The sequence below is a fragment of the Mycobacterium sp. NGS16 genome (assembly GCF_059813225.1).
In genome coordinates this window covers 339,145-352,387 of sequence record NZ_JCALEE010000002.1, presented here as the reverse complement: position 1 = coordinate 352,387, position 13,243 = coordinate 339,145, and the positions used below count along the sequence as shown (strand labels likewise).

General features: G+C 67.2%; 12 protein-coding genes. 9 read left to right on the top strand and 3 right to left on the bottom strand.

Going from position 1 to position 13,243, the window contains the following annotated elements:
* Nucleotides 1–132: 132 nt before the first annotated feature.
* Nucleotides 133–885 (top strand): SCO6745 family protein, encoded by a 753-nt coding sequence (locus tag AC5Y4Q_RS07270; RefSeq protein ID WP_125225215.1) that lies wholly within the window; start codon nucleotides 133–135, stop codon nucleotides 883–885.
* Between the two features lies 1 nt (nucleotide 886).
* Here the strand turns inward: AC5Y4Q_RS07270 and AC5Y4Q_RS07265 are convergent, their stop codons facing one another.
* Nucleotides 887–1,777 carry an IclR family transcriptional regulator gene (locus AC5Y4Q_RS07265; protein WP_125225214.1) on the bottom strand — a complete coding sequence of 297 codons (891 nt, stop codon included), beginning with the start codon at nucleotides 1,775–1,777 and terminating at the stop codon, nucleotides 887–889.
* A 75-nt stretch (nucleotides 1,778–1,852) separates the two neighbouring features.
* Here AC5Y4Q_RS07265 and AC5Y4Q_RS07260 point away from each other — a divergent pair, with 75 nt between their 5' ends.
* The 5 genes from AC5Y4Q_RS07260 to AC5Y4Q_RS07240 are packed head-to-tail and all read left to right on the top strand — an operon-like array spanning nucleotide 1,853 to nucleotide 7,365.
* Nucleotides 1,853–2,788 (top strand): SDR family NAD(P)-dependent oxidoreductase, encoded by a 936-nt coding sequence (locus AC5Y4Q_RS07260; protein WP_185746646.1) that lies wholly within the window; start codon nucleotides 1,853–1,855, stop codon nucleotides 2,786–2,788.
* The gene (locus AC5Y4Q_RS07255; protein ID WP_125225212.1) at nucleotides 2,785–3,588 is read left to right on the top strand and encodes an acetoacetate decarboxylase family protein; all 804 of its coding nucleotides are present in this window, start codon (nucleotides 2,785–2,787) and stop codon (nucleotides 3,586–3,588) included. The genes AC5Y4Q_RS07260 and AC5Y4Q_RS07255 overlap by 4 nt, the downstream gene beginning before the upstream one ends.
* A gap of 4 nt (nucleotides 3,589–3,592) precedes the next feature.
* Nucleotides 3,593–4,807, top strand: coding sequence for an amidohydrolase family protein (locus tag AC5Y4Q_RS07250; RefSeq protein ID WP_125225211.1), 1,215 nt, complete (start codon nucleotides 3,593–3,595; stop codon nucleotides 4,805–4,807).
* Nucleotides 4,761–6,089, top strand: coding sequence for an amidohydrolase family protein (locus AC5Y4Q_RS07245; RefSeq protein ID WP_419179732.1), 1,329 nt, complete (start codon nucleotides 4,761–4,763; stop codon nucleotides 6,087–6,089). The genes AC5Y4Q_RS07250 and AC5Y4Q_RS07245 overlap by 47 nt, the downstream gene beginning before the upstream one ends.
* A 7-nt stretch (nucleotides 6,090–6,096) precedes the next feature.
* On the top strand, nucleotides 6,097–7,365 hold the full coding sequence (locus tag AC5Y4Q_RS07240; protein ID WP_125225210.1) for an amidohydrolase family protein: 1,269 nt from the start codon (nucleotides 6,097–6,099) through the stop codon (nucleotides 7,363–7,365).
* 10 nt (nucleotides 7,366–7,375) lie between these two features.
* Here the strand turns inward: AC5Y4Q_RS07240 and AC5Y4Q_RS07235 are convergent, their stop codons facing one another.
* Both AC5Y4Q_RS07235 and AC5Y4Q_RS07230 read right to left on the bottom strand, forming a co-directional pair.
* Nucleotides 7,376–8,557, bottom strand: a complete 1,182-nt coding sequence (locus AC5Y4Q_RS07235) for an acyl-CoA dehydrogenase family protein (protein ID WP_065019396.1) — start codon at nucleotides 8,555–8,557, stop codon at nucleotides 7,376–7,378.
* Nucleotides 8,558–8,653: 96 nt separating this feature from the next.
* Complete coding sequence (locus AC5Y4Q_RS07230) at nucleotides 8,654–9,223, bottom strand: TetR/AcrR family transcriptional regulator (protein ID WP_082952488.1); 570 nt, start codon at nucleotides 9,221–9,223, stop codon at nucleotides 8,654–8,656.
* A gap of 125 nt (nucleotides 9,224–9,348) precedes the next feature.
* Here AC5Y4Q_RS07230 and AC5Y4Q_RS07225 point away from each other — a divergent pair, with 125 nt between their 5' ends.
* The 3 genes from AC5Y4Q_RS07225 to AC5Y4Q_RS07215 are packed head-to-tail and all read left to right on the top strand — an operon-like array spanning nucleotide 9,349 to nucleotide 13,081.
* Nucleotides 9,349–9,819, top strand: coding sequence for a hypothetical protein (locus AC5Y4Q_RS07225; RefSeq protein WP_125225209.1), 471 nt, complete (start codon nucleotides 9,349–9,351; stop codon nucleotides 9,817–9,819).
* Nucleotides 9,816–10,259: an MmpS family transport accessory protein gene (locus tag AC5Y4Q_RS07220; RefSeq protein ID WP_064920499.1), complete on the top strand. Its 444-nt coding sequence runs from the start codon at nucleotides 9,816–9,818 to the stop codon at nucleotides 10,257–10,259. The genes AC5Y4Q_RS07225 and AC5Y4Q_RS07220 overlap by 4 nt, the downstream gene beginning before the upstream one ends.
* Before the next feature lie 26 nt (nucleotides 10,260–10,285).
* Nucleotides 10,286–13,081 (top strand): MMPL/RND family transporter, encoded by a 2,796-nt coding sequence (locus tag AC5Y4Q_RS07215; protein WP_082956806.1) that lies wholly within the window; start codon nucleotides 10,286–10,288, stop codon nucleotides 13,079–13,081.
* Nucleotides 13,082–13,243 lie beyond the last annotated feature (162 nt).

The window sequence follows — 13,243 nt, the reverse complement described above, 5'->3', positions numbered from 1 at the left end:
TCTCCCGGAGCTGCAGAGCAGGTGCTACGACAGAGTGTAGTAGTAATGCCGAGCCGGCACTAGTTTGTTATGGAGCCAGTAGGATCCGGGCCGGTGATGCGCGATGAGACACCCGAAGAAGGAGTCGAACCCATGAGCGATATCGAGACCTCGGCCGCGGCCGCCGGAGCGGCGATGGAGCAGGCCGTCGCGGTGTTCATGCTCCACCCGGAGACCTTCGCCGACAGCATCGCCGCCGGGTACCAGAATCCGCTGGCCGGCTACGTTGCCGGACGCGCCGGAGTACTGGGCGAGACCACCGGGGCCACCGTCGGCGCGGTGTTCGCGGTATTCGAACCGACCGCGCTGAGCGCGATGTGGGACGACGGCGTCGCGGTGCGCGGCGCGGCTGGTGCGGCGCAACAGTATTGGGCCCAAACGGCTGAATTCGGCCGCAAGTACCTCGCCGATGCCCAGGGGCTGGACCGGATCACCGCACTGGGGGAGAAGGTCGTCGCCGCGACGCCGATCGCCGGGCTGCCGCTGTTCGCCGGCTGGCGCGCCATGCCGCTGGCCGACGACGCTGCCGCGCGGGCGCTGCAGGTGATGTTCATCCTGCGTGAACTGCGGGCCGGCGTGCACTTCAACGCGCTTGCGATCTCCGGCATCACCCCGATCGAGGCGCACATGCTCAACAAGGGACCGCAGTACGCCGCGATGTTCGGCTGGCCCGAACCGTTCCCGGACGGCGCGGACAAGAAGGACCGCTACGACCAGATCGAACAGGGGACCAACCGGCGCATGGCGGAGCTGTTCGCAGCCGCCCTGACCGCGACCGAAGCCGAGGAGCTGGCCCGGTTGAGCACCGACGCGCTGGCGTCGTTGCAGGCCGCCGTTCCGGGCTGAGCTAGCCCGCAGTCTCGTCGGCGAGAGCGGCGCTGAGTCGTCGGGTCGCGGCGTGCAGCTGCGTTCCCAGCCGGGTGACCGCCGCGCCGCTCAGCGGGTCGGCGCTGGGAACCAGGCTCAACATCAGCGCGATACGGGATCCCGGCCCCAGGATGGGCGAGTCGATGTGGCTGACCTTGTAGCTGCGGTCGGGAGCGAGGCTGGCCGGGAACCACTCCTCGGTGTGGATCAGTTCGTCGGTCAACGCCTGCGCCAGCTGGCTCAGGCGGGTGGAACGCACCTCGGCGCTGCGCACGATCAGCGCCAATTCCTGCAGGCGTAGGTCGGGCAGGATGTGCAGCCCGACCGCGTAGCCACGTTGTTCGGCGGCGGCCAGCGCCTGGCGGTAGCGGTGGCGTACGTCCGCGGGCAGCGCGGCCAGCCACCGCTCCCGCGCACCCGGCCCCGACCAGGCCACGATCGACGCCCCGTAGGGCGGGCGGTGCGGAAACTGGGTGCCGATGGGCATCGGGTGACCGCCGCCCTGGGGGCTGCGGACCTGATCGACGACGGTGGAGTAGTCGTCGCTCACCGAGAAGGCGACGCAGTGCGCACCGGTGGTCGCCGACAGCTCGGACATCGCCGAGCGGGCCAGCACCAGGGCCGGGTAGCGGCCGGACGCTTCGCGGCCGAGCCGGACCAGAGCGGGGCCGAGGTGGTAGGTCTTGCGAACCGGGTCGCGTAGCAGCCACCCGGCCCGCAGTAGTTCGGCCAACATCGAGTGGCAGCTGGCCTTGTGGACGCTCAAATGGCGCGATATCTCGGCCAGCGTCATGCCCTCGTTCCTCAGATCCGCCAGGTGGTCGAACAGGTTCACGACCCGCTCGGTCTGCGGGGAGGGACGCGGCGCCATGGAACAACCGTAGCCCGACAGTCGCATAGTGCGACTCCTTGCGGTGGTATACGCGACCATGTGACGATGGCCACAATGATGGACCTTCGGGGCAAGGTAGTGGTCGTAACCGGTGGAGCCGGCGGCATCGGCCGGGCGATGGGCAGGCGCTTCGGCCAGGAAGGCATGAGCGTGGTGCTCGCCGATGTCCTCGCCCAACCGCTGGAAGAGGCGACCCGGGTCCTGACCGACGAGGGCATTGCGGCCGTCGGGGTGGTCACCGACGTCACCGACTACTCCTCGGTCGAGTCGCTGGCCAAGGAGGCGTTGGCACGCTTTGGTGCCGTCCATGTGGTGTGCAACAACGCCGGCACCGGAGCGGTCTCCGAGGGCTACCTGTGGGAGCACGACCTGGCCGATTGGCGCTGGGGAATCGACGTCAACGTGCTGGGCGTCATCCACGGCATCAAGGCTTTCGTGCCGATCCTGCTCGAGCAGGGCGAGGGGCACGTCGTCAACACCTGCTCGGGCAACGGTGGGTTCGCGCCGATCGCCCGCGGGGCCATGGGCGGGCCGGCCACCGCCGTCTACCCGATGACCAAGGCGGCGGTGCTCTGCCTGACCGAAAGCCTCTACAGCCACCTGGAGATGACCGGGACACGGGTACGGGCGCATGTCCTGTTCCCGGGCGGGTTTTTGAACACCGGCATCTGGGAGTCGTGGCGGCACCGACCGCAGCGCTACGCCGCCACCCAGCAACGGCGCACCCCCGAGGCGACCCTGGCCGCGGTGGTGGCCCGCTTCGAGGCCGCCGGCGCACATGTCGAGTTCACCCCGCTCGAGACCGTCGCCGATCAGGTCGTGGACGGAATACAAGCGGACCGCTTCTGGATGATGGGCCCGCCCACCGCCTCGGATCAGGTCGTGGCCAGCAAGGCGGCGTCGATTCTCGCGCGCGGCGAGCCCGACTACTTGGTTGACGTCCTGGGCCGGCACGCCCAGAACGCGACGGAGGAAGGAGAAAAGCGTTGAGCGCCACTGCAGTACGCTACGGCCCTCGTCCACCCGAGGAGCGGGTCGACCACGAGATCGACGCCACCACCGCGCCGATTGCCACCGAGGCGGTGACCATCACCTATCTCACCGATCCGGAGATCGTCGCGGCCGTGCTGCCCAAACCGCTAGAACCGGCCGCCGAACCGCTGGTGCGCATCCAGGTCCAGCGGGTGCGGCTGACGGGCAGAGCGCCGTTCGGGTCGGCGGTGTTCTCGGTGACCGCCCGGCACGGCGACACCGAGGGCGACTATCCGCTGTTCATGCCCCAGTCCACCGAACAATCGGTCACCGGCGGACGCGAAACCTTCGGCGAGCCCAAGAAACTGGCCCACATCGAGGTCGAGCGCGACGGCGACCGCGTCACCGCGGGTGTGGACCGGCTGGGCCACCAGCTGATCCGGGTGAGCGGCCGGGTGACCGGTCCGGGACAGTTGCCTCCCGACCAGGTGAACACCGAGTTCTACTTCAAGTTCCTGCGTGCCCCCGACGGCGGCGGCATCACCGACCCGCACCTGGTCTACGGCGAATACCACCGGCACTACGAGTTACTGGAGACGATCGAGGGTACGTGCGAGTTAGGAGACTCCCCGCTGGATCCGGTGGCCGACATCGTGATCCGCGAGCTCCGGTCGATCACCTGGTGTCGCCGCCGCACTATCCAGGTGGGGCGGATCGTGGAGCGGGTTCCGGCCGAATGGCTGCTGCCCTACGTCCATCAGCGCTACGACGATGTGGCCCTGCTGGCCGCCCCCAGCCCCGAGTCGGCGCGGGCATAAGCGCATGGACCGCTACACCGTCATCTCGGCCGACTGTCACGCCGGTGCCGACCTGCTCGACTATCGCCAGTACCTGGATCCGGGCTACCGCGACGAATTCGACGGCTGGGCCAAGGAATACGTCAACCCGTTCGGCGACCTCACCGAGCCGGAGGCTGAGCGCAACTGGAACAGTGAGCGACGCAACGCCGACCTGGACACCGAAGGCATTGCCGGCGAAGTCATCTACCCCAACACCGTCCCGCCGTTTTTTCCCCAGGGGAGCCTGGCCGCTCCACCGCCAGAGACCGCCCGCGAACTCGAACTGCGCTGGGCCGGCTTGCGTGCGCACAATCGCTGGCTGGCAGACTTCTGCGCCCTATCGCCTGAGCGGCGCGCCGGGGTCGGCCAGATCCTGCTCGGCGACCTTGACCAAGCCGTCGCCGAAATAGCGCAGATCGCCAAACTCGGATTGCGCGGCGGTGTGCTGCTGCCTGGGGTCGCCCCGGGCACCGGCATCCCCCCGCTCTACGCCGAGCACTGGGCACCGTTGTGGTCTGCCTGCGACGAAGCGGGGGTGGTGGTCAACCACCACGGTGGCAACGCCGGACCATCCCCGATCGACGGGTGGGGCAGCTCGTTCGCCGTCTGGGTGTATGAGACCCATTGGTGGGCGCATCGGGCGTTGTGGCACCTGGTCTTCAGCGGTGTCCTGGATCGTCATCCAGACCTCACCGTGGTCTTCACCGAGCAGGGCGCCGGGTGGATACCGGCGACACTCGACTCGCTCGACGTCGCGGCTGCCCGCTATGCGCGACCGAGCTCGGCGATCGCCCGCTTCGCCGGGCCCACCGCCGGCTCCCTGAGCCGCCAACCCAGCGAGTACTGGTTCCGGCAGTGCTACGTCGGCGCCAGCTTCATGCGCCCCATCGAGTGCGCGCAGCGGCACGCCATCGGCGTCGAGAAGATCATGTGGGGTAGCGACTACCCGCACTACGAGGGAACCGCGCCCTATACCCGGGAAGCGTTGCGCTACACCTTCGCCGGCGTCCCGCCGGCCGAAGTGGCGGCCATGGTGGGCGGCAATGCAGCGGCTGTCTACCGCTTCGACCTGGCGGCTCTGGCGCCGTTGACGGCCCGCATCGGCCCGACCGTGGCCGAGGTCGCCGAGCCGCTGGCCGAGGTGCCCGCCGATGCGAGCAGCACCGTGTTCGAGCCCGACCCCATCCGCACCTGGTAGCGAAAGGCTAACTGTGAAACCGTATCTGATCATCTCCGCCGACACTCACGCCGAACTCCCGACCGAGCGATACCGCGAGTACGTCGACCCCGAATACGCCGAGGACTTCGAGGCGTACCTGGCCGAGAAGACCGCCGCGGCCAAGGCCGGTGGATTCATCGACGAGGAATTCGCCCACGAGTGGTTCTCCGAGCACGGTGACGGAATCGCCGGCGGATGGGATGTCGCCCTGCGGGACCGGGAACTCGACGGTGACGGAGTGGTCGGCGAGGTCATCTTCCCCGACGCCGATGCGGTGACCGGAGTTGCCGGGGCTCCGTTCGGGGCGGGCCTGGGCCAGTCGGGAGACCTCGACCCGGGGCGCGCTATGGCCGGAGCGCGGGCCCACAACCGCTGGCTGGCCGAGCTGTGCAGCCACAGCCCCGAGCGCCGCGCCGGGGTTGCGGTGGTTCCGATCCTGGCGGATGTCGACGCGGCGGTGGCCGAGATCACCCGCGCGGCAGAATCCGGCCTGCGGGGCGGGATCCTGATCCCGGCACGCTGGGTCGGCTACCCGCCGTACCACGACCGGCGCTACGACAAGGTGTGGGCGGCCTGCCAGGACCTGCAGATGCCGGTGCACACCCACTCCGGGCCCGCCCCGCAAGAGGAGTACGGCGGGCACCTGGGCATCTATGTCACCGAGGTGCGCTGGTGGGGTGCGCGGCCGTTGTGGTTCGCGTTGTGGTCGGGGGTGTTCGAGCGCTTTCCCGGGCTGCGCTGGGGGGTCACCGAATGCGGTGCCTTCTGGGCCAACGATCTGCTCTGGCTGATGGACACCCGGTTTTTGCGTGAGCACTCGGCCAAGAAGATGAGCCGCCAGATGGAGGGCGATCTGACGATGCCGCCGTCGGCCTACTTCGACCGGAACTGTTTCATCGGGGCCACCACCACCGAGCGTAGGGAACTGGCCCGACGCTACGAGATCGGCGTCTCCAACTTGCTGTGGGGCAACGATTTTCCGCACCCGGAGGGGACGTGGCCGCACACCCGCGACTGGCTGCGGCGTTCCTTCTGGGACATTCCGGTCGAGGAGACCCGGCAGATGCTGGGCCTGGCGGCGGCCGAGCTGTACAACTTCGATCTGGACGCGCTGGCGCCGCTGGCTGAGCGCATCGGCCCCACCCCGCAGGACCTTGGGCAAGACGATGCGGTGAGCATCCCCAAGTGGGAGGCAGCCCGACAGGCCGGCCGACACTGGCTGACCGACGCCGAGCCGATCCCCGACCTGGTGCAGAACTGAGGACACCATGGCTGCAACTTCCGATGACCGCTACGTCGTGATCTCCACGGACACCCACGCCGGAGCCGACCTCTACGGCTACAAGCCATATCTGCCCGCCTCACTGCACGACGAGTTCGATGCCTGGGCCAAGGCCTATGCCAGCCCGTTCGACGACCTGATCGTCGCCACCGCCAACCGCAACTGGGACCACGACCTGCGGATTACCGAAATGGACGACGACGGGGTCGCCGCAGAGGTACTGCTGCCCAACACCGTTCCACCGTTCTTCCCGACCACTCCCAACATCACCATCAACCTGCCGCGCACGCGTGCGGAGTTCGAGAAGCGCTGGGCCGGCGTGCAGGCCCACAACCGTTGGCAGGTCGACTTCTGCGGGCTGGCGCCGACCCGGCGTCGCGGCCTGATACAGGTCTTTCCCAACGACATCGAGCTGGCGCTCACCGAGATTCGTTGGGGCGCCGCGCAGGCCTGCTTCGGCGGTGTGCTGATCCCGCCGGTATCGCCGGGGGACCCGCAGGTGGCCCCGCTGTTTCACACACGCTACGAGCCGATCTGGGAACTATGCGCGGACCTGGATCTGACGGTGGTGCAGCACGCCGGCGCGGGCAGTCCCGAGATGCCGATGGACCAGCCGGCCTCCAACGCGGTACTGATCACCGAGATGGCACTGTGGGCTCAGCGCACGCTGAGCCACCTCATCCTCGCCGGGGTCTTCGAGCGGCATCCGACGCTACGGTTCGTACCGACCGAGCAGGGCACCCTGTGGGTGCACCAGCAACTGATGATGCTCGACGCCATGGTGCCCACGATGAAGTCCGAGGCGAACAATCGCACCTACGGGATGTTCGGCGGATCATCCGTCGACGAAATGACCCTGGCTCCCAGCGAATACGCCCGCCGGAACTGCTATTTGGCCAGCGAGCTGACACCCTACGACGTGGCGACGATCGATTACCTGGGCGCTGACCACATCATGTGGGGCAGTGATTATCCCCATGAGGAGGGTTTCACCCCGCATTCCAAACTGGCCATCCGCTGGGCTTTGCATGACCGGACGCAAGACGAGTGCCGCAGGATCCTCGGCGGCACCGCAGCTCGGCTGTACCGGTTCGACCTCGATGCACTGGCGCCCGTTGCCGCCAAGATCGGACCCACTGTCGCCGAAGTGGCAACACCGTTGGGTGACACCGGTTACGTGGCCCCCGGCGGGTTCGGCTACCGGCCATTCGAGGGTGGGCTGGCACTGAAGCGGCTGGCCCCGGCACGCCGCTAGGGCCAACGTTTTAGATCATGGCCCGCAACGGGCCCTCCGGTTCGATGCCCAAGGAGCTCAGCGCGGAGGCGTGGAATGTGGTGCCGGGCACGTGGATCGCGTGATTGAGCCCGGCGTGTGCGTCGCGCCAATACCGTTGCAGCGGTTTGTCCATCCGCAACGCGTTGCCACCGGAGCGGGCGAAGATCTGGTCGACGGCCCCCACCGCACGCCACACCGCACGCACCTGGGTGCGGCGTCCCGCGGCGCGGTCGGCGAAGCCGACCTCCTTGCCGGCGGCGACCATGTCGTAGATCCGGTCGACGTTGGCCAGCAACTCCTGGCGGGCGGCGTTGATATCCGCGGCCGCCTCGCCGATCGCGTACATCACGTAAGGATCGTCTTTGATCGCGGTCCCGGTGGCGCTCACCCGCGCCCGCTGATAGTCCAGATGGGCGGCCAGTGCCCCTTCGGCGATACCGATCACCGCCGAGGAGATCCCGAGCGGAAACATCGTCGACCACGGCATCAGATACAGCGGGTCGGTCATCCCGGCGTCGCGCTGAGCGCTGCCGTCCATCACCTTGAGGCCGTCCATCGTGCGGTAGTCGGGGACGAACGCGTCTTTGACGATGACGTCTTTGGAGCCGGTTCCCCGCAGCCCCACCACATCCCAGGAGTCGTCGACGATCTCGTAGTCGGTGCGCGGCAGGATCATGTGCAAAATGGCCGGCGGCATGACCGGGATACCGTCGGCGCCGCCGACCATGGCGCCCAGAATGATCCAGTCACAGTGGTCGGTGCCGGAACTGAACTGCCACCGGCCGTTGAACAGGTACCCCCCATCGACCGGCTTGGCTACGCCCTGCGGCGCATACGGCGAGGCCATCCAGGTGTCGATGTCGTCGGCCCATACCTCGTCACCGACCCGCGGGTCGGCATAGGCCAATTGGTAGGGGTGCACGCCGACCACACCGGTGACCCAGCCCGCTGAAGGGTCCAGCGCCGCGGTGGCCATCACCGTTTCCGCCCATTCACGGGGGTGCACCTGGTACCCGCCGTGCTTGGCTGACTGCAACAGCCGGATCGAGCCGGCGTCCTTCATCGCCTTGACCGTCTGATCGGTCAGCCGACCGATCTTCTCGGCTTCGCCGGCCTGCTCGCGCAACTGGTCGGCGATCTCCATCAGCCGGTCGATCACCCGCTCACCCATGTCGTCGTCCTTAGGTTGTGGACTGGAAAAACGATGGTCTGCTGCAGGTGATGATGACACCGTCGACGGCCGGTGTCTGGCGAAAAGAAACGGAGATCAGCCGGCCGCCACGCCGCGCTCGAAGATGCGGATGAGCGACGGCACGATGCTGTGGCGCGGCACGGTGCCGTGTGCGGCTTCGCTGCATGCCTTGACCAGCATGCCGAACAGGGCGATCCGGATCCACTCGGGTGTCAGCCCGGGGTCGAAGGCCCCCTCTTGCTGACCGCGGATGATCAGTTCGAGGACCGGCGCGGAGTTCGGCAGATGCTCGGCCGGGATGTCGCGCAGGACGGCGGGATCGGCGAACAGGAACACGATGCGATCGCCCTCGGGGGCGAGCGTGGTGATCACCCGGCGCATCGCGTCGATCGCCGGGCCTTCTGCGGTGGCCGCGGCGGCGAGGATGCTGCTGATGACACGGATGGAATCCAGGGTGGTTTCGTAGATCAGCCGGTCCCTGTCGGCGAAATAGCGATGCAGGGTGGAGCGGGCGACCTGGGCGGCCGCGGCGATCTCGGGCAGCGTGGCGGTGCGGTCTCGGGCGAGCACGGATGCCGTGGCCTCGAGGATCGCCGCCCGGGTGCGCGATTGCGCACCGGTCAGCTCCCGGCCGTCGACGTCCATTCCACGATGATAGCCGCAAGCACGCCCAATTATGAGACGTTGACGTCCGATTATTAGACGTGTAGTTTCCATCGCCGGATGTTGCGTTCGCTAAGGGGTGCGCCGCGGAGAGGGCTGAGGGCGGAATGAACTGGAATATCTTCGGCACGAACTGGCGCTTGTTCGGGGACCTGGCCGTCGGCGCCTTCGTGGCGCTGCTGCTGTTTGTGACCGGGGTCTTCCTCTACATCCGGCGCTTGCAGAGTCGCCCGCCGCTGCCGATCAGCGAAGGGATCGGGGCCCGAAAGGCAGTGCTGGCCAAGGTGCGCAAGCGCGAACCGTTGTCGGCACAAGAGCTGCAGTTCGCCACTCGCGTCATCACTGATCAGCGCACCCCGCTGGCCTTCTGCATTCCCGCCGCCATCTTCTCGCTGGGCTGTTTCTACGTGCTCGGCAGTCTGGAGCAGCTGCACGGCGCCACCCCCTCAGAGCGCACGTTCCTCGGGGTGATCCCCATGCTCGGGTCAGTCAACGTAACCGCTCAGCTTGTGCGGGCGGCCAAGCTGAAGAAGCGTCTGCCCGCGGCTGGGCACGCAGCCGAAGGGGAAGCCGAGTGAGTCCCCGCTCGCCGCGCCGGTCCCTGCTGGCGCGCATCTGGATGCCGCTGGTCGCGGTGATCGCGGTGGGCATCGGGGCACTGGGGATGTGGAAGGTGCACCAGATGTCTGCTCCCGGACCGGTTCTGACGGTCAACCTGCCCCAAGCGCCTGAGCAGTTCAACCCCAAGAGGCTCACCTACGAGGTGTTCGGGTCGGTCGGGCAGGGCGCCTTGGTCTCCTACCTCGATATCGACGGGCACCCGCACACCGTCGAATTGGACGCCCTGCCCTGGACGCATCATGAGACGACGATGCTCACGGTGGTCTCGGGGAGCATCTCGGTGCAGGTGGGCGGGGAGTACGTCGGCTGCCGGATCCTCGTCGACGACGTGGTCCGCGACGAGCACACCAACACCCGGGCGAACGCCGACATCACCTGCCGGGTGAAGTCCGCATGAGCCGGCGTCGTCCGCTGGCGGCCCGGATGGTGCGGCTGCTGGCGATTCCGATCATCGTCTTCTGGGCGCTGCTGGCCGTGGTCACCAATACCTTTGTGCCGCAGGTGGAACGGGTGGCCGAGGAACTCGCCGGCCCGATGGTCCCGACGTATGCGCCCTCGCAGGCCGCGATGCTGGCGATCGGCGAGAAGTTCCAGGAATCCGACTCGACCAGCATGACGATGCTGGTGCTGGAGGCCGATCACCCGCTCGGGGACGCCGAGCACCGTTACTACGACGCGTTGGTGCGCACCCTGCAGGCCGACACCGACCATGTCCAGTACGTCATGGACACCTGGGGCAAACCGATCACCGCGGCCGGCGCCCAGAGCCTCGACGGCAGGGCTGCCTATGTGCTGCTGCGGCTGGCTGGCGACATCGGCCAGATGGAGGCCAACGACTCCGTCGCCGCGGTGCGGCACACCGTCGACACCTCCGACCCGCCGCCGGGCCTGAGCGTCTATGTGAGCGGCGCGGCGCCACTGGCCGCCGACACCGTGGCGACCGCCAACCGGAGCCTGAACAACATCACCATCGCGACGATCTTCCTGATCATCTTCATGCTGCTGATGGTCTACCGCTCCTACGTCACCATGCTGGTCCCGCTGTTCGGCGTACTGATCCTGATGCTGGCCGCCAAGGGCGTGATCGCCGCCCTCGGCCATTTCGGCTTCATCGAGCTGTCGTCGTTCGCGGTGAACTTGGTTGTCGCGCTGACCCTCGGTGCCGGAACCGACTACGGCATCTTTTTGATGGGTCGCTATCACGAGGCACGGCTGAACGGCGAAAGCCGTGAGGAGGCGTATTACACCGCCTATCGCGGTGTGTCGCACGTGATCCTGGGCTCCGGACTGACGATCGCCGGTGCGGCCTTCTGCTTGAGCTTCGCCCGGCTGAACTACTTCAACACGATGGGGCCGGCGGTAGCCATCAGCATGGTGCTGACCGTCCTGGGGGCGTTGACGCTCGGGCCGGCCGTGCTCAGCGTCGGTAGCCTGATCGGACTCTTCGATCCCCGTCAGCAGGTCAAGGCGCGGCTGTACCGGCGGATCGCGACCAGCGTGGTGCGCTGGCCCAAGCCGATACTGACAGCCAGCGCCGCGCTGGTGGCAGCCGGCGCCGTCTTTGTGCCGACCTATCAGGTCAGCTTCGACGACCGCACTTACCAGCCGCGCGATTCCGCCGCCAATCAGGGGTTCGCCGCCGCAGATCGGCACTTCCCCAAGAGCAAACTGTTCTCCGAGATGCTGATGATCGAGTCGGACCACGACATGCGCAACTCGGCGGACTTCATCTCGCTGGACCGTGCCGCCAAGGCCCTCATCCGGCTCCCCGGTGTCGCGATGGTGCAGAGCATCACCCGGCCGATGGGCCGCGCGCTGGAGCACGCGTCCCTGCCATACCTGTTCACCATGCAGGGCAGCGCCAACGGTCAGCAGCTGCCGTTCACCCGCGAGCAGAATGCCAACACCGATAAGCAGGCGCAGATCATGGGCCACACCGTCGAGGTGCTGCAGACCACGATCGCACTGACGCAGAAGCTGGCCGACGAGATGCATTCCACGGTGCTGACGATGGAGGAGATGCAGGCCCTCACCGAGCAGATGGATGAGGAGATCTCCAATCTGGACGACTTCATGCGACCGATCCGGAGCTATTTCTATTGGGAGCCGCACTGTTACGACATCCCGGTGTGCTGGGCGTTCCGGTCACTGTGGGACATGATGGACAGCGTCGACAAACTGGCCGAGAACATCAAGAACGCGGTGTCGCATCTGGAGGTCGTCGACACGCTGCTGCCCCAGTTGGTCAGCCAGCTCAACATCATGGCCGAGGACCAGATCACACTGCGGTCGCTGATCGTCAACACCTACGGCCCCTCGGACATCCAGGCCAGCAACACCGATCAGACGTTCGACGACATGATCAACGTCGGCAACGACTTCGACGCCTCCCGCAGCGACGACTTCTTCTACATACCGCGCCCGGCCTTCGACAACGAAGACATCAAGACCGGGATGCAGCTGATGATGTCGCCGGACGGCAAAGCCGCTCGATTCATCGTCACCCACGAGGGCAACGCCATGGGGCCTGAGGGCATCGAGCATGTCGAGAAGTTCCCCGACGCGATCAAGATCGCGCTCAAGGAGACCTCTCTGGCCGGCGCGAAGATCTACATCGGCGGATCCGGCTCGAACAACAAAGACATTCAGCAGTATTCGCGCTCGGATCTGCTGATCGCCGCCATCGCGGCCTTCGTGCTGATCTTCCTGATCATGCTGGTCATCACCCGGAGCCTGGTGGCCGCGTTGGTGATTCCCGGCACCGTCGCGTTCTCCTACGCCGGGGCGTTCGGGTTGTCGGTGTTGATCTGGCAGCACTTGATCGGGCTGCACCTACACTGGCTGATCCTGCCGCTGACGTTCATCATCCTGGTGGCGGTCGGCTCGGACTACAACCTGCTGCTGATCGCCCGGCTCAAAGAGGAACTCGGCGCCGGGCTCAATACCGGCCTGATCCGGGCACTGGGCAGCACCGGCGGTGTGGTGACGTCGGCGGGCCTGGTGTTCGCGTTCACCATGCTGGCAATGCTGGCCAGCGACCTGCGGACCATCGGCCAGCTCGGTTCCACGGTGTGCATCGGACTGCTGCTGGACACCTTGATCGTGCGGTCGTTCATCGTGCCGTCGCTGGTGCGCATCTACGGGCCGTGGTTCTGGTGGCCGACGATCGTGCCTTGGCGTCCGCGACGGCAGCGGGCTCAACCGCCGGCGCCGGTGTGAGGCCGGGCGCCACCCAGCGCCGCAGAGACGCGCCTGGCTCCGCACCGCGCCGAGGCGAGCTTGTCGCCGGGTTCAGTGTTGTCGGGACGATTGCCACCGACGCACAGCCCACCGGGTTCCGCGTTCGCCGGCGGCGTCGACCGGGGGACGGTGCATCAGATC

Excerpts from the sequence above, each read along its gene's own strand:
- AC5Y4Q_RS07270 (WP_125225215.1), top strand. The coding sequence starts at position 133 with ATGAGCGATATCGAGACCTCGGCCGCGGCCGCCGGAGCGGCGATGGAG.
- AC5Y4Q_RS07265 (WP_125225214.1), bottom strand. The coding sequence starts at position 1,777 with ATGGCGCCGCGTCCCTCCCCGCAGACCGAGCGGGTCGTGAACCTGTTC.
- AC5Y4Q_RS07260 (WP_185746646.1), top strand. The coding sequence starts at position 1,853 with ATGATGGACCTTCGGGGCAAGGTAGTGGTCGTAACCGGTGGAGCCGGC.
- AC5Y4Q_RS07250 (WP_125225211.1), top strand. The coding sequence starts at position 3,593 with ATGGACCGCTACACCGTCATCTCGGCCGACTGTCACGCCGGTGCCGAC.
- AC5Y4Q_RS07245 (WP_419179732.1), top strand. The coding sequence starts at position 4,761 with ATGCGAGCAGCACCGTGTTCGAGCCCGACCCCATCCGCACCTGGTAGC.
- AC5Y4Q_RS07240 (WP_125225210.1), top strand. The coding sequence starts at position 6,097 with ATGGCTGCAACTTCCGATGACCGCTACGTCGTGATCTCCACGGACACC.
- AC5Y4Q_RS07235 (WP_065019396.1), bottom strand. The coding sequence starts at position 8,557 with ATGGGTGAGCGGGTGATCGACCGGCTGATGGAGATCGCCGACCAGTTG.
- AC5Y4Q_RS07230 (WP_082952488.1), bottom strand. The coding sequence starts at position 9,223 with ATGGACGTCGACGGCCGGGAGCTGACCGGTGCGCAATCGCGCACCCGG.
- AC5Y4Q_RS07225 (WP_125225209.1), top strand. The coding sequence starts at position 9,349 with ATGAACTGGAATATCTTCGGCACGAACTGGCGCTTGTTCGGGGACCTG.
- AC5Y4Q_RS07215 (WP_082956806.1), top strand. The coding sequence starts at position 10,286 with ATGGTGCGGCTGCTGGCGATTCCGATCATCGTCTTCTGGGCGCTGCTG.